The sequence below is a fragment of the Candidatus Frankia nodulisporulans genome (assembly GCF_902806475.1).
GTDB lineage: Bacteria > Actinomycetota > Actinomycetes > Frankiales > Frankiaceae > Frankia > Frankia umida.
Genome location: NZ_CADCWS010000063.1, coordinates 1 through 19,182, shown reverse-complemented (window position 1 = coordinate 19,182; position 19,182 = coordinate 1). Strand labels below are relative to the sequence as shown.

Genomic DNA, 19,182 nt, shown 5'->3' with positions numbered 1-19,182 from the left:
GACCGGGTTCTGCGGCGCCGTGGTCGGGAGTGAGGCCGGCGGGGTGACGCTGGAGGACCGTCATGGCGCGCGCCGGGTGTTCCCGCTCGAGCCGGGCGGGTTCCTGCTCGAGGGGCGCCGGGTCACGCTGGTGCGTCCACGCCGGTCGGGCCCGGCCGCACCCACGCGGACGGCGTCCGGCTCCGTGGCGGTCGCCGGGCAACGGGCTCGTGTCGCCCGGGCCAGCCGCATCTACGTGGAAGGACTGCACGACGCGGCGTTGGTCGAACGGGTCTGGGGTGACGACCTGCGGATCGAGGGCGTCGTGGTGGAAAGCCTCGACGGCGTCGACGACCTGCCCGGGGTGGTCGACACCTTCCGCCCCGGGCCTGGTCGGCGGCTGGGGGTGCTGGTCGACCATCTGGTCGCCGGCAGCAAGGAGAGCCGGATCGCCGCGGCGGTGGCCGGCGAGCACGTCCTGGTCACCGGGCATCCCTACATCGACATCTGGCAGGCGGTGAAGCCGGCGTCGGTGGGTATCCCCGCCTGGCCCACCGTGCCGCGGGGGCAGCCCTGGAAGGAAGGGGTGTGCCAGGCGCTGGGAGTCGGTGATCCCACCGACATGTGGCGGCGGGTGCTGGCCAGTGTGGACAGCTACGCCGACCTCGAGGTCGGCCTGCTCGGCGCGGTGGAACACCTGATCGACTTCGTCACCACCTGACATGGTGCGGACGCGGACGGAACCCGGGCGGGGGAGCGGCGGGGGTGCGCCGCGGCGATGGTGGGCCGGAGCGTCGCATACGGTGAACTGGGCGGCCTGACACCCCCGCGGCGCGCGGCTGGGCACTGGTCGCCGTTCTTCGATGTCGATCAGGAGGCCGATGTCGGTCCGGGAACCGAGCATGATCGGGGCATCGTCGGCGTTGATCGGGGACCGGTGGTCGAACCACGGGTCGGGACGCTGGCCGCCGGTGGTGGTCTGGGCGTCCGGCGCGGTCCTTGTAATCATCTTCGCGTTGGCCGCCGGGTTCGGACTGCGCACCCTGCTCGGCGACGGGGACGGACCGGGCGGTGCCGGGCCGGGTGGCGGTGCGGACGTGGTGCCGGCGACCTCCCTCGCCGGCCAGGTGATCGTGCTGGACGCGGGGCACGACGGCGGTAACGGCGCGGCGCCCGCGGCCATCGGCCGGCAGGTCCCGGCCGGCGGCATCAGCAAGGAATGCGACACCGTCGGCGCGCAGACCGATGCCGGCTATCCCGAACACGCCTTCACCTTCGACCTCGCCGAGCGGACCGCACGGCTCCTACGGGCCCGCGGTGCCACGGTCCGCCTGACCCGGACGACGGACACGGGGGTCGGCCCCTGCATCGACGAGCGGGCGCGGATCGGCAACGATCTCGGGGCGGACGCGGTGGTGTCCATCCACGCCGACGGCGGGCCGGCCAGCGGACGGGGGTTTCACGTGATCGCGCCGGCACTGAGCCCCGACCGGGCGAACGCGGCGATCCTCGCCCCGTCCACCAGACTGGCGACCACCCTGCGCACCATGTTCGGCCGGGCCACCGGTGAGCCACTGGCGGACTACCTGGGCCAGCAGGGGATGACCATCCGCTCCGACCTCGGCGGGCTGAACCTCTCCCGGGTGCCGAAGGTCTTCCTCGAATGCGGCAACATGCGCAATCCGACCGACGCCGCCGAACTGGCCGACCCGGCGTGGCGCGCCCGGGCCGCGACCGGCGTCGCCGACGGCATCTCGTCGTTCCTGCGCACACCGTCGGCATCACCGACACCGCGTCGCTAGATCGGCCCCGGACCGCCGCTGCCCCTGGATCGGCGTCCGCGAGAAACCGTCCGCTGTGGCCGCCCACCGCCCACGGGGCCGCGGCCCCGTGGGCGTCCCGTCAGGGGTCGCATCGGGCCTGGAAACATCGACGGCCACTCCGCGTGGAGTGGCCGTTCGTGCAAGAAGGATCTACGATCCCGGGGTGGGCGATACTGGGATTGAACCAGTGACCTCTACCGTGTCAAGGTAGCGCTCTCCCACTGAGCTAATCGCCCGCGATGGACCAGAGGCGGAGGCGGGAATCGAACCCGCGTACAGGGCTTTGCAGGCCCTTGCCTAAGCCACTCGGCCACTCCGCCGCGGTGGGTGCGGCTGCAACGGACCTCAAGCCTCTACTTCCGAGCGGACGACGGGATTCGAACCCGCGACCCTCACCTTGGCAAGGTGATGCTCTACCAACTGAGCCACGTCCGCATCGCACCTGCCCTGTTCGACGGTGCAGGTAGAACTCTAGCGGACGAAGGGGCCTCGCGTCGAATGGCCCGCCGGGCGTCGCGGAGATGTTGAGCTGGGTCAAGGCGTCCCACGTGAACATCCGGTTTCGCCCACGGCCAGGACACCAGGTCAGGTGTCCTGGGTGGCGACGGGGTCGGGGCGGCCCGGACGGCGCCCGCGGGCCCTGGTCGGCGCGGGGCCCGCGGCGCCGAGGTACCCGGATGGGCCGGTCGGAGGCGGACCGCGAGCAGGGACGCGTGCTGCGGCGTCACCTGGCGGTGACAGTTAGGGTGAGCGGCGTGAGCCGGGCGAACACGGGCGTTCCGGGGCGCAGGTCCCACACGGTGGCAGCGGCGCGGGTCAGACCACGCCCACCCGGATCGTTCCTGCTCGCCGGCGGGCGACTCGCCACCGGCGTACTCGAGGTCACCGACGACCCGGCGGTGCTGGATCGTGGGGGCTTCTGGGCCGTCGTGATGGACTTCGAGGGCGCGTTGCGCTGCGTCCGCTTCGCGGACGTCCAGCCGGCGCCGCCCGGGGGGGTCGCGGCGTTGGCCCAGCAGCCGTGGCGGGGCCCGTCGGCGCGCAGCTGGACGAGCAGCCTCGAGGAGGCGGCGTACGTCGCCGGGGCGCGGGCCATCCGGGAGCACATCGCCGCGGGGGAGGTCTACGAGGTCAACCTGTGCCGGGTGCTGTCCGCGCCCCTGCCCGCGGCGGGCGAGGCAGCGGGCCGGGCCGACGGCGGTGGCCCGGCGGCCCTGGCCGCCGTGTTGGCCGCGGGCAATCCGGCGCCGTACGCGGTCGTGCTGGATGTGCCGGAGGCGGACCTGCGGATCGCGGGCGCGTCCCCGGAGCTGTTCCTCGAGCGCGACGGTGACCGCGTCCGCTCCGGGCCGATCAAGGGGACCGGGCGGACCGAGCGCGAACTGGGCCCGAAGGACGTCGCGGAGAACGTCATGATCGTGGATCTGGTGCGCAACGATCTCGGTCGGGTCGCACGAGTCGGGAGTGTGACCGTGCCGGCGCTGTGCGCGCTGGAGCGCCATCCCGGGCTCGTGCACCTGGTCTCGACCGTCCGGGCCGAGTTGCGTCCCGGGATCGGCTGGGCGCAGCTGCTGGCCGCGACCAGTCCGGCCGGCTCGGTCTCGGGCGCGCCGAAGGGCAGCGCGCTGCGCATCATCGGCGAGCTCGAGCCGGTTCCGCGCGGCCCGTACTGCGGCGGCATCGGCTGGGTCGACGCGGACCGTGGCACGGGATGGCTCAGCGTCGGCATCCGCACGTTCTGGTTCGCGGGCGGACACCTGCGTTTCGGGACGGGTGCGGCCATCACCTGGGGCAGCGAACCACAGGACGAATGGCAGGAGACGGAACTGAAGGCGCGGCGTCTGGTGAGCCTCGCCAGTACATGATCGCTGATCCGCCCATGTACTACTGGCACACCTGTGCGGATGCGCCAGCCGGACAGACGACGACCCGCCTGACCGAAGGGAGCTCGGCCAGGCGGGTGGGTGCTCGTCCGCGCAAGGAATGCCGCCGCTAACCCGATGACGGGGCCGGCGGCGTGGGGAGTGTCGCCTCCCCGGTGAACCGGTGCCCGCACCGGTTCACCGGGGTCGGGCCACTGTCCCGACCCCGGTGAGAATCACCGCTCGGGACCGCCCCAGATCAACAGGGCGAGTTCTGCGTCAAGATCGATGATATCGCTCTCGCCGCCCAGGGGGACCGCGGAGTAGGTACGCCGTAGGAAGGCGAGAACTTCCGACCTCGGCATCTCGAACAACGCGTGCCCTGACGGACTGGACAGTGACAGGCAGACGATCCGCCCACCGGACTGGGCGGCCGGCCACACCTGGACGTCTCCGTCGCCGGCGGGCCGGCGGACGCCATCACTGAGGAGTTGGCGCGCGAAGGTCCACTCCACCACTTCGTCCGCCCCGGTACGGAATCCGATGCTGATCGCATAAGGATCGGCCGGCTCGTATCGGACGGTGGCTGCGACCGGAACGGGCGCGCCGCCTGGGACGACAAGGCGAAGGGCAAGTTCGGCGGTGATCGAATCGTGACGAATAGTCATCGGGCGGCCTCTCATGGTGCGGTGGTGCGGGCGAGCACCCGTGTAACGGGATAGTTCCCTGTCTGAGTCCCGTTGGTAACAAGATTATGCCAAGACAACATCCGTTACGGCGGTTTTGAGTGAGTTGCCCGGCCCGGAAGAGTGAACCCTTCCCGGGTAGAGCCTAGATCGGTCAGTCAACGGATGGTTAGCCACCCATCGACCAGATGCGTGGCTACCGTCCGTGATGACCGAAGGTCCCCCGAGTGTCTGGGTCCGTCTGCCGTGGCCGTTGCACTTTGAGCCTTCCCCGTCCGGGTGGTTCTCAACCTCGGCCAGTCGCGACGAAGCTGACGCGAAGCTGACTCTGGCCGCCCACCGGACGTGGGGGTCGAGATCGGTGGGACGATCGACATCGGAGGGACGTCGGACATCGGTGTGACGTCGGACTTCGGTGCGGCGGTGGATGTCGTTGCGGCGCTGGACATCGCGGACGCGGTGGACCCCCTGACGGGTCGCTCTCGGAGCCGTGTAAGGTAGTCCCATCACCTGCAAGGGCGTATAGCTCAGGGGTAGAGCGCTGCCTTCACACGGCAGAGGTCCGTGGTTCGAAACCACGTACGCCCACCGGCTGGTCCACATGTCTCTCCTTTCGCGGAGCGCGTGTCGGCGGCCTGAGGCCATGGCCGCCTCGGTCGTCCAACCCTCGGATTCCACCTGTGACGCACCTCTGCTGAGGGTCGCGATGCTGGTCAGACGGCTGCGGCTGCGGGACAGGCTCGGCGCTGAGGTGCGGGCCGGGCTTGGTGTCCTGATGGGTCGCCTTCTCTCACCGAGGGGTCGGAGTGGGCCCCGGCGGTTGGCCGCGGGGTCTGGGATTCATGGTTGCGGGTCGCCGGTGCAGGTGACGGCGTTCCGGGTCGGATTCCCCTTTGGTGGCGGTGTGAGCGGTCCGGAGGTTTGCCGGCGGGGGTGGCGGGGTCGGGCTCCGCGGCGTGGTTCGTCACCCGTGAACCGGTCCGGGTAGAGGCCAGGTGCCTGCATATACAGCGCAATTCCGACACTTCGGTCGATCTGGCGGCGCGTGGCGCCTGGGGTTCGATGTCCGGACGCACCCCACTTTGGTGCTACCTGCGCGGGGGTGCCCGGCGGCGGACCCCCGCCGGGGCGGTTCGGGGGCTCAGTGCGGTCATCCGGCGCTCGCGCACGGACAGTGAGCGATACGGGGGCCGTCGATCGCTGCCCCCACCGCCGTGATCCGGTCTCGGTCGGGTGTGTGTCGGACGGCTTCGTGGCTGGGATCGGGTCGACCGGCGAATGGTGCTCCGCACCCTGAGCACCGACCGTGGAAAGGGCCGGGCGTCGCGCCAGGGCGAATCGGCGGCGAGAAGGCGCACCGGGCGGTCCGGCGTGGATCGGCATCGGCTGTCGTTCCACTCTCTCGGTGGTTGACGGGTAGGTGGGTGGAGCGTGGGAAAGCGCGGCGGGGCCAGCGGGCTCCCGTCGCGTATTTCCACTCGGCATGACGCCCGGTCTGTACGGATCGGTCCACGGCCAGCTGCGCTGATCGCGCAGAGGCGTTACGGGCTCGGGTTACGTTGTCGTGGTGTACCGGTCGCGCTGTATCAGCGCTCCAGATCTCTGGTGCGCGGGTGCTGTGTCGACGCGGTCCTCTGTCCGGATGTGCTGGGAGAATCCTTCTGGTCACGGTGCGCGGCAGAGTGGGCGGCGGCAGCTCGGGTGCCGTGGTTCGAAACCGATAGCGCCACTCGGGGGAGACTGGCGGCGACCCCCCCACGCCATCAGTCTCCCTCCTCCTCTCTCGGTGCGCACCCGCACCGGCGTGCGCATTCCCCGGGTACGCACCAGCCGCTTCGGGCACGTCCTGATAAATTGGCGAGATGACGACCACCCTTCCCGGGGGATCTGCCCGAAGGTCGGCCGGCGGGCGCGCCCGTGTGGTCACCGGGGCGCCTCGCTGGCGTGAGTCGCCGCGAGCGTCGGGCCGGATGTCAGTGGTCGGGCTGACCTGCGGTCCGGGTTCGGTTCGGCCGGGTCGGGTCGGCCGGTGATCGTCGAACCGCCGGCCGATGACATCGCGCTCGAGGAGCAGTCGGGTGTCGGCCTGCGCGATGCGTTCCAGCGGCTCTACACGCCGCATCGACTCGCCTACATCAAGGGCGAGGGGCGCGGCCGCGACGATGAGTGCCCTTTCTGCGCCATCGTCACGATGACCGATGAGGACGGTCTGGTCGTCGCCCGCGGAAAAACGGTCTATGCGGTGCTCAACCTGTATCCCTACAACGCCGGGCACCTGCTTGTCGTGCCCTATCGTCACGTCGCCGACTACCTCGACATGGTCACCGAGGAAGTCGTGGAGATGGCGTTTTTCACCCGCCGTGCCCTACGGGTCCTGCGCGAGACGAGCGGCGCCCACGGTTTCAACACCGGAATGAACCTCGGTCACATCGCCGGGGCGGGAATCGCGGCGCACGTCCACCAGCATGTCGTTCCGCGCTGGGGTGGCGACGCGAACTTCATGCCCGTCATCGGAGCGACCCGTGTGTTGCCCGCTCTGCTCGGTCAGACCCGGGACATGCTCGCTGAACAGTGGGCCCGGACGGACCCGGAGGACTGAGGGGTCGGCGTGGACGGACTGGGCTGAGCTGGCCCGGTCGGCCGGACCGGGTGGACCCGGCCGAACCGAGGTGGCTGGCCGGGTGCCGCCGGGTGCCGGGTGGCGCCGAGTACGACCGAGTGCCGCCGGGTCAGTCGGTCAGGGCGTCGGCCACGGGGCGGGGCATCGGCTCGTAGCCGTGCGGTTCCCGGTGGAACTGGCCGCTGCCATGGCTGATCGACCGGAGCTCCATGACATAACGTGACATTTCCCGTTCCGGGACTTCGGCGTGCACGACGGTACGGGCCGCGTCCAACGTCGGCGGTGTCGCCGGCTCCATGCCGGTCACCCGGCCACGTCGTGCGCAGAGATCTCCCAGGACCGCGCCCACGAACGCGTCCGGCACGCAGACGTCCACCGTCAGCATCGGCTCCAGGACGACGACGCCGCCGACGCGCAGCGCGTCGCGCAACGCGAGCCCGCCGGCGAGCTGGAAGGCCAGATCGGAGGAGTCCACGCTGTGCGCCCGGCCGTCCACCAGCCGCACCCGTAGGTCGTCCAGTGGATGACCGGCGTGCACGCCGGTGGCCATCTGGGCGCGGATGCCCTTCTCCACCGACGGGATGAACGCCCGCGGGACGGCCCCGCCCACGATCTCGTCGACGAACTCGAAGCCCGAGCCCGGCGGCAGCGGCTCCACCTCGATCTCGCAGACGGCGTACTGTCCATGTCCGCCGGACTGCTTGACCTGACGTCCCGTGCCGTGGGCCGGGGCGGCCAGGGTCTCGCACAACGCGACCATCGGCGGTTCGGATTCGACGGCCGCGCCGTAACGGGTGCCGAGACGGTCAAGGACCGCCTCGGCATGCGCCTCACCCATGCTCCAGAGCACGATCTGGGCGGTCTGGGCGTCCTGGACGACGCGCAGGGCCGGGTCCTCCAGGCACAGCCGGGTCAACGCGACCGACAGCCGGTCCTCGTCCGACCGGGCCCGGGCCCGGATCGCGAGCGGCAGCTGGGGCTCGGGCATCGTCCACACCGGAAGCAGGCAGGGATCGTCCGGGCTGGACAGGGTGTCACCGGTCGCGGCCGTGGCCAGTTTCGTCACGACGCAGATGCCACCGGCCGCGCAGTACGGCACGCTGTGCAGGGCCGGGCCGTACGGGCGCGACAGCGCTCCGACCCGCTCGTCACCCGCGTGCTCGCCCGGTCCGCTGACCCGGACCATGTCGTCGGGGTGCAGCGTTCCACTGAACACCCGCACCACCGACATCCGTCCGACATACGGGTCGGTCGTCGTGCGGATCACCTCGGCGACCAGCGGGCCGGAGTCGTCCGCGTGGAGGGTCGGGTGCGCCGAGCCGTCCGGTCGGCGCAGCGCGGCCAGCTCCGCGGTGGACGGGGCGGGGAAGCAGCGGGCGAACAGGTCGAGCAGTTCGTGGGAGCCGAAGCCGCCGGCCGCCGCGGCCGGCGGCGGGTGGGGGACGGGCAGCGGACCGGAGAGCAGGACGGGGAAGAAACCGGCCTGGGCGACGGCGGTGGCCAGATCCGCGGACAGCAGCTCCGGGTCCGGTTCGGCGCCGCCGAGATAGCCCTCGAGCAGGGTCTCGTCCTCGCTCTCGGCGATGATGGCCTCGATCAGCGCGGCCCGGGCGGCCCGGGCGGTGTCCCCGGACGGTTCGGGGGACAGTTCGCGGCGCTCGCCCGACGGCGCGTACTCGACGATCCGGTCGTGCAGGAGGTCGGTCAGCCGCATGCCACCCTCGTCCGACCGGCGGGCCAGCATCGCCGGCAGGACGCCGGGGCCGAACACGCGCCGACAGTCGCGGATCGTGGCGTCCAGGTCGGCCCGGCCATGGTCGAGATGGGTGAGGGCGATCGCCCGCGGCATGCCCACCGCGGCGCACTCGGACCACAGCAGGCTGGTCGCGGCATCCACCCCGTCGACGGCGCTGACGACGAACAGGGCGGCGTCGGCGGCCCGCAGCCCCGCGCGCAGGTCCCCCAGGAAGTCCGGATGGCCTGGGGTGTCCAGCAGGTTCACCGTGCACCCGTCGTGCTCGAACGAGCATAGGGTGAGGCCGTCGGAGTGGGCCCGGCGATGGTCGACGTCGGCGTGGCCCAGATAGCTGGTGTGCGAGCCGTGCTGCCCGTTGTGGCGCTCAGGCGGCCCCGCGACGGCCAGCAGCCGGTCGACCAGCGTGGTCTTGCCGGCGCCGGTGTGCCCCACCAGTGCCACGTTGCGAACACCCATCGAGCCCACCGTCATCGCGGCCTCCCTGATCCGGACGTCTCCCGCAGCCGGTACCGGCAGACTCCTCCTTTGTGACGCGCGGCACAACCCGGACGTCGGCGGGGGAAGGCGCGGGGAAGACGCGGGGAGGGCGCGGTGAAGACGTGGGGAGGGCGTGGGGCCGGGGCGGGAACGGCGCGGGACAGGGGCGGTGGGCGCCCGTCGTGGCGGCGAGGATGTCGGTGCTCGGCGGTACTGTGAAGACCGCCCGAAGCCGGGCAGACGTGCGCGGGACGACGGGACGGACATGCTCGCAAGCAAGGCACGACCGCAGATCCAGAAGGTGCTCGACCCGGTGAGCCAGTGGGCCGCCCGTTCGTCGATCTCACCGGACGTGGTGACGATCATCGGCACCGTCGGGGTGGCGGGCGCGGCGCTGGGCTTCTTCACCCGCGGCGTGTTCTTCCTCGGCACGATCGTGATCACCCTGTTCGTCTTCTCCGACCTGATGGACGGGGTGATCGCCCGGGCGCGGGGGATGTCGTCGAAGTGGGGTGCCTTCCTCGACTCCACCTCGGACCGCGTCGGAGATGCCGCGATCTTCGGCTCCCTGGTGATCTGGTACGCCGGGGACGGCGACTCCACGCCGCTCGTGGTGGCGGCGCTGATCTGCCTGGTCGCCGGGTCGATCACCTCGTATGTCAAGGCGCGGGCCGAGAGCCTCGGCTTCACCTGCAACGTCGGCTTCGCCGAGCGCGGCGAGCGGCTGCTCACCCTGCTGGTCGCCGCCGGACTGTACGGGCTCGGAGTGCCCTACCTGCTGCCGGCCGCGCTGTGGTTCCTGGTCGGGGCGACGTCGCTGACCGTCGTCCAGCGGGTGATCCACGTCTACCGGCAGTGGGACCGCGCCGGTGATCCCCTTGGCCCGCGTGGTTCGCGTGGTCCGTCCGGGTCGGGCGGCTCGTCCGGGTCGGGCGGGTCGCCGGCACCGGGCGCTCCGCTGCCGGGCGGCGGGCCGATGTCGGCCGGTGGGCCCACGGCGGCGATGACCGGCCGCGGCGTCCCGCGGCGGCCGTGAGCTCCGGGCGGCTGACCGATCTGGCCTACGCGCTGGGGTGGCGGGTCGTCCGGTTGCTCCCGGAGCGGCTGGCCGCGGCCATCTTTCGGGCCGGCGCCGACCTCGCCTGCCGCCGGGGTGGTCGTGGTGTGCGGCGGCTGCGCTCCAACCTGGCCCGGGTCGCGCCGACAGGCACCGACCTCGACGCGCTGACCCGCGCCGCGATGCGCTCCTACGCCCGCTACTGGCTGGAGGTCTTCCGGCTGACCGATCTCGGCCTCGAGCGCATCGTCCGCCAGATGCGGCTGCTGGACCAGCACGTGCTGCGGGAGGCACACGCCCAGGGCCGTGGCACGGTGGTCGCCCTGCCGCACATGGGCAACTGGGAGCAGGCCGGCGCGTGGCTGGTGGCCAGCGGCATGCCGTTCACCACCGTCGCCGAGCGGCTGCGACCGGAGTCGCTGTTCGAGCGTTTCCTCGCCTTCCGTACCGCGCTCGGGATGGAGGTCATCCCGCTGACCGGCGGCGAGTCCCCGCCCTACGAGGTGCTCGCCGCGCGGCTGCGGGCCGGTGGGACGCTGTGCCTGCTCGCCGATCGGGACCTGTCCAGTTCGGGAGTCGCCGTGCGCTTCTTCGGCGCGACCGCGACGATGCCCGCGGGCCCCGCCGCCCTAGCGCTGGAGACCGGGGCGGTCCTGCTGCCGGTCACCCTGTGGTTCGACACCGACGGCTGGAGCGGGCGGATTCACGCGCCCGTGCCGCACAGCGACGTCGCCACGATGACCCAGGCCCTCGCGGACGAGTTCGCCCAGGGCATCGCCGCCCATCCGGCCGACTGGCACATGCTCCAACGCGTCTGGCGGGACGATCCGCCCTCGTCGTCGCCGACCCGCGCGCCGGCATCGTCGGCTCCGTGAGGATCGGGATCGCCTGCCCGTACACCTGGGACGTGCCCGGCGGGGTGCAGGTGCATGTGCGGGACCTGGCCGAGACGCTGATCGCGGCCGGCCACGAGGTCTCGGTGATCACACCCGTCGACGACGAACGGACCCTGCCCTCCTACGCCGTGGACGTCGGGCGGGCCCTGCCCGTGCGCTACAACGGCTCGGTGGCCCGGCTGCTGATGGGGCCGGTCTCCGCCGCCCGGGTGCGCCGCTGGCTGCGTGAACACGACTTCGACGTGCTGCACGTCCATGAGCCCAGCGCGCCCAGCGTCGGCCTGCTGGCCTGCATGCTCGCCGACGGTCCGATCGTCGCCACGTTCCACACCGCCAACCCGCGCTCGCGGTTTCTCACCGCCGCGCAGGGCGCGTTGCAGCCGTCGTTCGAGAAGCTGCGGGCGCGCATCGCGGTGTCGGAGGCGGCCCGTCGCACCCTGGTCGAGCATCTGGGCGCCGACGCGATCCTCATCCCCAACGGGGTGGCGGTGGCGGGCTTCGTCGGCGCGACACCGCTGCCCGGCTACGACGACGGACGCCCCACGGTGGTGTTCCTCGGGCGCATCGACGAACCCCGCAAGGGTCTGGACGTGCTGCTCGCCGCGATGCCGGCGCTGCTGGCCAGCGTCGCCGACGTCCGGCTGCTGGTCGCCGGCCCCGGTGACGCCGCGGGTCCGCGCGCCCGGCTGGACCCGCGGCTGCGGGACCGGGTCGACCTGATCGGCCTCGTCTCCGACGCGGACAAGCCCCGGGTGTTCGCCTCCGGCCAGGTCTACTGCGCGCCGAACACCGGGCAGGAGAGCTTCGGCATCGTGCTGCTCGAGGCGATGGCGGCGGGTACCCCGGTGGTCGCCAGCGACCTGGACGCGTTTCGCCGCGTCCTGGACGACGGGCGGGCCGGGCGGCTGTTCGAGGTGGGTGACCCGGCGCGGCTGGCCGAGGTCCTCGCCGAGGTGCTCACCGACCCGGGCGGCGTCACCGATCTGGTGCGCCACGCCCACACGGTCGCGCAGGCCTACGACTGGCGCACGATCGCCGAACGCATCGTCGGGGTCTACCGGATGGTCTCCGGCGACGGACGGGTGTCGGTCGCTTCCAGCTGACCGGGACCCCGGTCACACCGCGGCGTTGGCTACGCTGCGCGAGATGGATGCCCTCGTGGTGGTGGTTGCTCTGGTGGTGGCGATCGCGACCTATCTGACCTGGCTGGCGTTGCGCCTTGATCGGCTGGCCGCCCGGGTCGCCGACGCCCGCGGGGGACTGGTCACCCAGCTCGTCGCCCGGGCCGACGCCGCCGACGCGCTCGCCACGCGGTGCGCGCTGCCCGAGCTCGCCGACAGCGTCCGGCGGGCGCGGGCCGCCCATCCGGCGCTGCTGGCCGGCGGCCCGCTGGACGGCGGGGTCGAACTGGCCGAGAACCTGCTGAGCCGGTCCCTGCGCTCCGGTGAGGTCGCGGCGGCCGGACAGCTCTTTCCCACCGAGCTGCACGCGGTCGACAGCGAGGCCGCCCGGGTCGCGCTCGCCCGCCAGTTCCACAACGACGCCGTGCGCGACCTGCGGGCCCTGGCCGGGCGCCGGCTGATCCGGCTGCTGCACCTGGTCGGACGTCGGCCGAGCCCCACCTACTTCGAGATCGACGACGCGCTGCCGGTCCGGGGGGATCTGCCGGGCCTCGCCTCCTGAGCGGCGGCCCGGACCAGGCTGCCCCGCCCACGGCACCGATGGCCGACCGGACCGCGCCGTACGATGGGATACCGACCCACCCACACGGGAATCACCGGGCCGGGCAGCCGACCTCTCCCGCGGCGTCCGATCGGGCGCGGCGCGGACGACGGCGGTGCCGGCCCGTGTGTGGTGCCCGACTGGAAGCGAAAGCGACGGCACATCATGTCCGAGGCCCAGAGCGCCCCCAGCAGCGGCTTGGCGGCCGACTCCCCCCGTGACGGCGACGCGGCTCGCCACGCCGGCACCGCCCGCGTCAAGCGTGGCATGGCGGAGATGCTCAAGGGTGGCGTGATCATGGATGTGGTCAACGCGGAGCAGGCGCGCATCGCCGAGGACGCCGGCGCCGTCGCCGTCATGGCCCTGGAGCGGGTGCCCGCCGACATCCGCGCCCAGGGCGGCGTCGCGCGGATGAGCGACCCGGACATGATCTCCGAGATCGTGGCCGCGGTGTCGATCCCGGTGATGGCCAAGGCGCGCATCGGGCACTTCGTCGAGGCCCAGGTGCTGCAGGCGCTCGGCGTCGACTACGTCGACGAGTCCGAGGTGCTCACCCCGGCCGACCCGCATCACCACATCGACAAGTGGAAGTTCACCGTCCCGTTCGTCTGCGGGGCGACGAACCTCGGCGAGGCGCTGCGCCGGCTCGCCGAGGGCGCGGCGATGATCCGTTCCAAGGGTGAGGCGGGCACCGGCGAGGTGTCCAACGCCGTGGTGCACATGCGCACCATCCGCGCGGAGATCGCCCGGCTCTCGGCCCTGCCGGCCGAGGAGCTGTACGCCGCGGCCAAGGAGCTGCGCGCCCCGGTCGACCTGGTCACCGAGGTGGCCCGGCTCGGGCGGCTGCCGGTCGTGCTGTTCACCGCCGGCGGTATCGCGACCCCGGCGGACGCGGCGCTGATGATGCAGCTCGGAGCCGACGGTGTGTTCGTCGGCTCCGGGATCTTCAAGTCCGGCGACCCGGCCCGTCGGGCCCAGGCGATCGTCGAGGCCACGACCATGTACAACGACCCGGATGTCCTGGTGAAGGTGTCCCGCGGCCTCGGCGAGGCGATGGTCGGCATCAACGTCTCCGAGCTGCCGCCGGCCGCCCGCTACGCCGATCGTGGCTGGTGAGCGGCCCGCGGATCGGCGTCCTCGCGTTGCAGGGAGATGTCCGCGAGCACGCGCGCGCGCTCGCGGCGGCCGGGGCCCGGCCGGTGGAGGTCCGCCGGGTCGCGGAGCTCGACGAGGTCGACGGCCTGGTGCTGCCCGGTGGGGAGTCCACCACCATCGGGCGGCTGCTGCGGGTGTTCGCGTTGCTGGAACCGCTGCGGGAGAGGGTGCTGGCGGGCCTGCCCGTGTTCGGCTCGTGTGCTGGCATGATCCTGCTTGCACGGGACGTCGTGGACGGCCGACCCGACCAGCCTCTGGTCGGCGGGCTGGACATGGTGGTCCGGCGCAACGCGTTCGGCCGGCAGGTCGACTCGTTCGAGGCGGACCTCGACGTCGTCGGTGTGCCGGGACCGCCGGTGCATGCGGTCTTCATCCGGGCACCATGGGTGGAAAAGGCAGGCGACACGGTCGAGGTACTGGCCCGCGTCGCCGAGGCGCCGGTGGCGGTCCGTCAGGGCTCGTTGCTGGCGACGGCGTTCCATCCCGAGCTCACCGGTGACTTCCGGGTACACCGGCTTTTCGTCGACATCGTGCGATCATCCGGATCAGGTCGGTGATTGCGAGTAAGAGGGGCAGGACATGAGCGGTCACTCCAAGTGGGCGACCACGAAGCACAAGAAGGCGGTCATCGACGCCCGGCGCGGCAAGCTGTTCGCCAAGCTGATCAAGACGGTCGAGGTCGCGGCCAAGACCGGCGGGGGAGACCCGGCCGGCAATCCGACGCTCGCGGACGCCATCGCCAAGGCGAAGTCCCAGTCGGTGCCGAACGACAACATCGACCGGGCGGTCAAGCGCGGCTCCGGTGAACTCGGCGGCGGCGTGAACTACGAGAGCATCACCTACGAGGCCTACGGGCCGGCCGGGGTGGCGGTGCTCGTCGAGTGCCTCACCGACAACCGCAACCGGGCCGCGTCCGACGTGCGGGTGGCGATCACCCGCAACGGTGGGACGGTGGCCGACCCGGGTTCGGTGTCGTACCTGTTCAACCGCAAGGGCGTTGTGCTGCTGGCCAAGCGGGACGGGCTGACCGAGGATGACGTGTTGCTGGCCGTCCTCGACGCCGGCGCGGAGGAGGTCAACGACCTCGGCGACGACTTCGAGGTCATCTCCGAGGCGACCGATCTGCACGCCGTGCGGGTCGCGGCGACCGACGCCGGGCTCGAGGTCAGCTCGGCCGACATCTCCTGGCTGCCGAGCGTGAGCGTGCAGCTGGACGCCGAGCCCGCCGCCAAGGTGCTCAAGCTGGTCGAGGCGGTCGAGGACCTGGACGACGTGCAGAACGTCTGGTTCAACGGTGACATCTCCGACGATGTCATGGAGCTGGTCACCAGCTGAGTGCGCCCGAACGCCGGGGCACACTGCCGGGGGCGTCCGATCGGCCGCGGTCGGCGTGTCGTGGATGTCGTGGTTGCGCCGCACGCCGTAGTATCGAACGAGTGTTCTCGCCGCGGTGCGCGTCCTCCCGTGGCGGGTTCCCCGTGGCGGGTTCTTCAGCGGTGGGTTCCCAGCGGTGTGCGTACTCGGGAGGATGGATGCGGGTGCTCGGAGTCGATCCGGGGCTGACCCGGTGTGGCGTGGGAGTGGTCGACGGTGGCGTCGGCACCCGGGCCACCCTGGTCGAGGTCGGGGTGCTGCGCACCTCGGCCGGGGCGGATGTGGCCGACCGGCTGCGCGCCATCGCCGACGGGATCGACGCCTGGCTGGACCGCACCAGGCCGCAGGCCGTGGCAGTGGAGCGGGTGTTCAGCCAGGCCAACGTGCGCACGGTGATGGGCACCGCCCAGGCCGGCGCGGTGGCCATCATGCTGGCGGCCCGGCGGGATCTGCCGGTGGTGCTGTACACGCCCAGTGAGGTCAAGGCGGCCGTCACCGGCAGCGGCCGGGCCGACAAGGCACAGGTCGGTTTTATGATCACCAAGCTGCTCGGGTTGGCCGAGGTGCCGCGGCCCGCCGACTCCGCGGACGCGCTGGCGCTGGCGCTGTGCCACCTGTGGCGCGGCCCGGCCCTGGCTCGGATGCGGGCGGCCGCCGGCCCCGGGGGCACGCGGTGATCGCCTCGGTGTCGGGCACGGTCACCGCGCTGGGGCCGCTGTCCGCCGTCGTCGAGGTCGGCGGGGTGGGGCTGCTGGTCCAGTGCACCCCGGCGACGCTTGCGTCCCTGCGGGTGGGGGAGCCGGCCTCGTTGGCCACCACCCTGGTCGTGCGCGAGACGGAACTGACCCTGTACGGCTTCGCCGCGCCCGACGAGCGGGATGTCTTCGAGGTCCTGCAGTCCGCGGCCGGCGTCGGCCCGAAACTGGCCCAGGCCGTCCTGGGTGTGCACGATCCCGACACGGTCCGGCGCGCCGTGGCCGAGGAGGACCTCAACGCCCTCACCCGGGTACCGGGCATCGGCCGCAAGGGAGCCCAGCGCATCGTGCTGGACCTGCGCGACCGCCTCGGCCCCCCGCGCGGTCCCGCGGCTGTGCCCGGCCCACGGGCGGGTGCGCAGGCCCGGGTGGGCAGCCCCGGCGAGCATGGTCCCGGTGGCACGGTCGCGGCCTCGGTGCGGGAGGCCCTTGGCGGGCTCGGCTACTCCGCCCGCGAAGCCGAGGACGCCGTCGCCCGGGCGCTGGCCGCGCTCGCCGACCCTCCACCCGCCGATCCTCCACTCGCCGACCCCACAGGCGACGCCCCCGCGGGCGACACTCCCGCGGGCGGCGCAGTCTCCGGGGCCGCCATCCCCGTCTCCGAGCCTGACGCGGCGACGCTGCTGCGTGGGTCCCTCGCCGTGCTGCGCCGATGACGGCCCGCCGCGGGCCGTCCCGACAGTGGCCAGACGCCCGCCCCGGCGGCGCGGATGGGTGAGCAGGGCCTGGTCTCGGCGGTCGCCAACGCCGAGGAACGGGCGTTCGAGGCGGGTCTGCGGCCGCACACCCTGAGCGAGTTCGTCGGCCAGGGCAAGGTCCGCGAACAGCTGACCATCATGCTCGAGGGCGCCCAGGCCCGCGGCACACCGCCGGATCACGTGCTGCTGTCCGGTCCGCCCGGCCTGGGCAAGACCAGCCTCGCCATGATCATGGCCGAGGAGCTCGAGGTTCCCCTGCGGATGACCAGCGGTCCGGCGATCGAGCGCGCCGGCGATCTCGTCGCGATCCTGACCGCGCTCTCCCCGGGCGAGGTGCTGTTCCTCGACGAGATCCACCGCATCGCCCGGCCGGCCGAGGAGCTGCTCTACTCGGCGATGGAGGACTTCCGGGTCGACGTGATCCTCGGCAAGGGCCCCGGGGCGACGGCGATCCCGCTGGCGCTCGCCCCGTTCACGCTGGTGGGCGCGACGACCCGCTCCGGGCTGCTCACCGGACCGCTGCGCGACCGGTTCGGCTTCACCGCCCACCTGGACTTCTACCGTCCCGACGAGCTCACCCAGGTGCTCACCCGCTCCGCCGGGCTGCTCGGCGTGCGGCTCACCCCCGAGGGCGCCGACGAGGTCTCCGGTCGCTCGCGGGGCACCCCACGGATCGCCAACCGGCTGCTGCGCCGGGTCCGCGACTACGCCGAGGTGCGTGCCGACGGCACGGTCACCCGCGAGGTCGCCGCCGCCGCGCTGCGGGTCTACGACGTCGACGGGCTCGGGCTTGACCGACTCGACCGGGCCGTCCTGGAAGCCCTGGTCATCCGGTTCGGCGGCGGTCCGGTCGGCCTTTCGACGCTCGCGGTGTCGGTCGGCGAGGAGACCGAGACCGTCGAGGACGTGGCCGAGCCGTTCCTGCTGCGGGCCGGCCTGCTGATCCGCACCGCCCGCGGCCGGGTGGCCACGCCGGCGGCCTTCGAGCATCTGGGTGTCGAACCGGTCAGTGACCCGCTTGGGCGCAGTCAGGCGGCGCGGTTCCCCGACGCTGGCTGACCTGCCGCGGCAGCCTGGCGACGGCGCGCGCAGCGGTACAAACCGGACTCCCGGGCCCTGCCCACCGAGCGCACCCGTTCGATACGTACGATCGCCGCAACAGTTCAGGAGGACGGGATGTGGGCGCGTACATGACGACGGCGGCGGGCAACAGCGAAGGTGGATCGATCGGCGGGTTTCTGCTCCCGTTGCTCCTCGTCCTCATCGTGGTCTACATCTTCTCGATGCAGCGCCGCCGGGCCAAGGCCCAGCAGCAGGAGGCGTCGCGGATCGAACCGGGCACCCTGGTGGTGACCACCGCCGGTCTCTATGCCACCGTCGTCGAGCTGGACGAGGGCGACATCCTGCTCGAGATCGCCCCGGACGTCGTCTGCCGCTTCAGTCGTAGCGCGGTCGCCCGCGTGCTGAGTTCCCCTGGCGACCAGGACGACCATGACCACGATCACGATCACGATGACCACAGTGATGGTGCCGACGCACACGGTGCCGGCTCGACCGCCCCGGACGTCGGCGACACACCTGCCGCCGACGGAGCGGCGTCCGGCGAGACGTCAGCCGGTGGTACGTCAGCCGGTGGTACGTCGGCTGGTGGTACGTCAGCTGGTGGCGAGACGACCGGTAACGGCGACGCGGGAACGCCCGACCGGCTACGCAAGGAGCTGTGACCGCGGGTCATCGTAGAACCGGGCAACGCACAGTCGCCGCGTCACCGCCGGGGGCTCGGAACGTACCCTCGGTGACATTCGTTCGGGTACGTTGAGCAACGCCGCTCCGGGCACGGCGAGGCGAACCAGCGCCGGTCAGCCGGTGCATGAGGAAGGGGCTCGCACGTGGCACGCCGCTCGGCACGGGTTTCCGCGGGAACCTCCGCATGGACCCGGCTGGGGATCCTCGGAGGGCTGTTCGCCCTGCTCTACGGCCTTATGGCCGTCACCGGTACCTGGACCCCCCGGCTCGGTCTCGATCTCCAAGGTGGCACGAGTGTCATCCTGACCCCTCGGGCCACGGGTGGCCAGTCGGTGAACTCCGGCGCCATCAACCAGGCTGTCGACATCATCCGCCAACGCGTCGACGGGCTCGGGGTCGCCGAGTCCGAGGTCCACCGCACAGGCAACCAGATCGAGATCTCGGTGCCCGGCCGTGGCCGCAGCGACGTCGTCGACCTCGTCGGTCAGACCGCCGAACTGCGCTTCCGTCAGGTCTACCAGGCCGATGCGGCCACCGCGTCGGCACCGACCCCGGCGCCGACGGCGCCGACGGCGA

Annotated in this window: 17 protein-coding genes, 4 tRNA genes and 1 pseudogene; 17 read left to right on the top strand and 5 right to left on the bottom strand. The window is 72.2% G+C overall.

Features of this window, described 5'->3' with window-relative positions; all coding sequences use genetic code 11:
• Nucleotides 1-700, top strand: a 700-nt coding sequence (locus G6R24_RS08750; RefSeq protein WP_163548660.1) for a DUF3097 domain-containing protein, incomplete at its 5' end; no start/stop codon positions are given.
• Nucleotides 701-881: 181 nt separating this feature from the next.
• Nucleotides 882-1,781 carry an N-acetylmuramoyl-L-alanine amidase gene (locus G6R24_RS08745; RefSeq protein WP_163548663.1) on the top strand — a complete coding sequence of 300 codons (900 nt, stop codon included), beginning with the start codon at nucleotides 882-884 and terminating at the stop codon, nucleotides 1,779-1,781.
• Nucleotides 1,782-1,966: 185 nt separating this feature from the next.
• On the opposite strand, the gene G6R24_RS08740 is transcribed toward G6R24_RS08745, so the two are convergent.
• The 3 genes from G6R24_RS08740 to G6R24_RS08730 form a co-directional block, all read right to left on the bottom strand.
• A tRNA-Val gene (locus G6R24_RS08740) sits at nucleotides 1,967-2,038 on the bottom strand.
• Nucleotides 2,039-2,050: 12 nt separating this feature from the next.
• Nucleotides 2,051-2,122: transfer RNA gene (locus G6R24_RS08735), tRNA-Cys, on the bottom strand.
• Between the two features lie 42 nt (nucleotides 2,123-2,164).
• Nucleotides 2,165-2,237: transfer RNA gene (locus tag G6R24_RS08730), tRNA-Gly, on the bottom strand.
• Between the two features lie 320 nt (nucleotides 2,238-2,557).
• On the opposite strand from G6R24_RS08730, the gene G6R24_RS08725 reads away from it, so the two are divergent.
• Nucleotides 2,558-3,667, top strand: coding sequence for a chorismate-binding protein (locus G6R24_RS08725; protein ID WP_391530293.1), 1,110 nt, complete (start codon nucleotides 2,558-2,560; stop codon nucleotides 3,665-3,667).
• A 233-nt stretch (nucleotides 3,668-3,900) separates the two neighbouring features.
• Here G6R24_RS08725 and G6R24_RS08720 read toward each other — a convergent pair whose 3' ends face one another.
• Nucleotides 3,901-4,332 (bottom strand): SsgA family sporulation/cell division regulator, encoded by a 432-nt coding sequence (locus tag G6R24_RS08720; protein ID WP_009739629.1) that lies wholly within the window; start codon nucleotides 4,330-4,332, stop codon nucleotides 3,901-3,903.
• Between the two features lie 534 nt (nucleotides 4,333-4,866).
• Here G6R24_RS08720 and G6R24_RS08715 point away from each other — a divergent pair.
• Together G6R24_RS08715 and G6R24_RS08710 are read left to right on the top strand one after the other, a co-directional pair.
• A tRNA-Val gene (locus G6R24_RS08715) sits at nucleotides 4,867-4,938 on the top strand.
• A gap of 1,441 nt (nucleotides 4,939-6,379) precedes the next feature.
• Entirely contained in the window at nucleotides 6,380-6,949 is a 570-nt protein-coding gene (locus G6R24_RS08710; protein ID WP_163548658.1) for an HIT family protein, read from the top strand.
• A 130-nt stretch (nucleotides 6,950-7,079) separates the two neighbouring features.
• Here the strand turns inward: G6R24_RS08710 and G6R24_RS08705 are convergent, their stop codons facing one another.
• Nucleotides 7,080-9,182 (bottom strand): elongation factor G-like protein EF-G2, encoded by a 2,103-nt coding sequence (locus tag G6R24_RS08705; protein WP_263864026.1) that lies wholly within the window; start codon nucleotides 9,180-9,182, stop codon nucleotides 7,080-7,082.
• Between the two features lie 286 nt (nucleotides 9,183-9,468).
• Here G6R24_RS08705 and pgsA point away from each other — a divergent pair, with 286 nt between their 5' ends.
• The 12 genes and pseudogenes from pgsA to G6R24_RS08645 all read left to right on the top strand — a co-directional run.
• Nucleotides 9,469-10,239, top strand: coding sequence for a phosphatidylinositol phosphate synthase (gene pgsA, locus G6R24_RS08700; RefSeq protein WP_225438293.1), 771 nt, complete (start codon nucleotides 9,469-9,471; stop codon nucleotides 10,237-10,239).
• A complete protein-coding gene (locus G6R24_RS08695; protein WP_163548654.1) occupies nucleotides 10,236-11,135 on the top strand; it encodes a phosphatidylinositol mannoside acyltransferase in 900 nt (299 codons plus the stop codon). The genes pgsA and G6R24_RS08695 overlap by 4 nt, the downstream gene beginning before the upstream one ends.
• The gene (locus tag G6R24_RS08690; protein ID WP_163548653.1) at nucleotides 11,132-12,259 is read left to right on the top strand and encodes a glycosyltransferase family 4 protein; all 1,128 of its coding nucleotides are present in this window, start codon (nucleotides 11,132-11,134) and stop codon (nucleotides 12,257-12,259) included. The genes G6R24_RS08695 and G6R24_RS08690 overlap by 4 nt, the downstream gene beginning before the upstream one ends.
• A 43-nt stretch (nucleotides 12,260-12,302) precedes the next feature.
• Nucleotides 12,303-12,839 (top strand): hypothetical protein, encoded by a 537-nt coding sequence (locus tag G6R24_RS08685; RefSeq protein WP_163548651.1) that lies wholly within the window; start codon nucleotides 12,303-12,305, stop codon nucleotides 12,837-12,839.
• 204 nt (nucleotides 12,840-13,043) lie between these two features.
• Nucleotides 13,044-13,994: a pyridoxal 5'-phosphate synthase lyase subunit PdxS gene (pdxS, locus tag G6R24_RS08680; protein WP_163548650.1), complete on the top strand. Its 951-nt coding sequence runs from the start codon at nucleotides 13,044-13,046 to the stop codon at nucleotides 13,992-13,994.
• Entirely contained in the window at nucleotides 13,991-14,590 is a 600-nt protein-coding gene (gene pdxT, locus G6R24_RS08675) for a pyridoxal 5'-phosphate synthase glutaminase subunit PdxT (RefSeq protein WP_163548649.1), read from the top strand. Before pdxS ends, pdxT begins: the two co-directional genes overlap by 4 nt.
• 22 nt (nucleotides 14,591-14,612) lie before the next feature.
• Nucleotides 14,613-15,368 carry a YebC/PmpR family DNA-binding transcriptional regulator gene (locus tag G6R24_RS08670; RefSeq protein ID WP_163548648.1) on the top strand — a complete coding sequence of 252 codons (756 nt, stop codon included), beginning with the start codon at nucleotides 14,613-14,615 and terminating at the stop codon, nucleotides 15,366-15,368.
• A 197-nt stretch (nucleotides 15,369-15,565) separates the two neighbouring features.
• Nucleotides 15,566-16,084: a crossover junction endodeoxyribonuclease RuvC gene (gene ruvC / locus G6R24_RS08665; RefSeq protein ID WP_163548647.1), complete on the top strand. Its 519-nt coding sequence runs from the start codon at nucleotides 15,566-15,568 to the stop codon at nucleotides 16,082-16,084.
• Nucleotides 16,081-16,818 (top strand): Holliday junction branch migration protein RuvA, encoded by a 738-nt coding sequence (gene ruvA, locus G6R24_RS08660; protein WP_163548646.1) that lies wholly within the window; start codon nucleotides 16,081-16,083, stop codon nucleotides 16,816-16,818. The genes ruvC and ruvA overlap by 4 nt, the downstream gene beginning before the upstream one ends.
• A 54-nt stretch (nucleotides 16,819-16,872) precedes the next feature.
• Nucleotides 16,873-17,919, top strand: a complete 1,047-nt coding sequence (ruvB, locus tag G6R24_RS08655) for a Holliday junction branch migration DNA helicase RuvB (protein WP_163548645.1) — start codon at nucleotides 16,873-16,875, stop codon at nucleotides 17,917-17,919.
• A 119-nt stretch (nucleotides 17,920-18,038) separates the two neighbouring features.
• Nucleotides 18,039-18,584, top strand: a complete 546-nt coding sequence (gene yajC, locus G6R24_RS08650) for a preprotein translocase subunit YajC (protein WP_391530275.1) — start codon at nucleotides 18,039-18,041, stop codon at nucleotides 18,582-18,584.
• Nucleotides 18,585-18,749: 165 nt separating this feature from the next.
• Nucleotides 18,750-19,182 (top strand): annotated as a pseudogene (locus G6R24_RS08645) (protein translocase subunit SecD); the annotation flags it as partial.

Excerpts from the sequence above, each read along its gene's own strand:
- pdxS (WP_163548650.1), top strand. The coding sequence starts at position 13,044 with ATGTCCGAGGCCCAGAGCGCCCCCAGCAGCGGCTTGGCGGCCGACTCC.
- G6R24_RS08670 (WP_163548648.1), top strand. The coding sequence starts at position 14,613 with ATGAGCGGTCACTCCAAGTGGGCGACCACGAAGCACAAGAAGGCGGTC.
- G6R24_RS08720 (WP_009739629.1), bottom strand. The coding sequence starts at position 4,332 with ATGACTATTCGTCACGATTCGATCACCGCCGAACTTGCCCTTCGCCTT.
- ruvB (WP_163548645.1), top strand. The coding sequence starts at position 16,873 with ATGGGTGAGCAGGGCCTGGTCTCGGCGGTCGCCAACGCCGAGGAACGG.
- pgsA (WP_225438293.1), top strand. The coding sequence starts at position 9,469 with ATGCTCGCAAGCAAGGCACGACCGCAGATCCAGAAGGTGCTCGACCCG.
- G6R24_RS08745 (WP_163548663.1), top strand. The coding sequence starts at position 882 with ATGATCGGGGCATCGTCGGCGTTGATCGGGGACCGGTGGTCGAACCAC.
- ruvC (WP_163548647.1), top strand. The coding sequence starts at position 15,566 with ATGCGGGTGCTCGGAGTCGATCCGGGGCTGACCCGGTGTGGCGTGGGA.
- G6R24_RS08685 (WP_163548651.1), top strand. The coding sequence starts at position 12,303 with ATGGATGCCCTCGTGGTGGTGGTTGCTCTGGTGGTGGCGATCGCGACC.
- G6R24_RS08705 (WP_263864026.1), bottom strand. The coding sequence starts at position 9,182 with ATGGGTGTTCGCAACGTGGCACTGGTGGGGCACACCGGCGCCGGCAAG.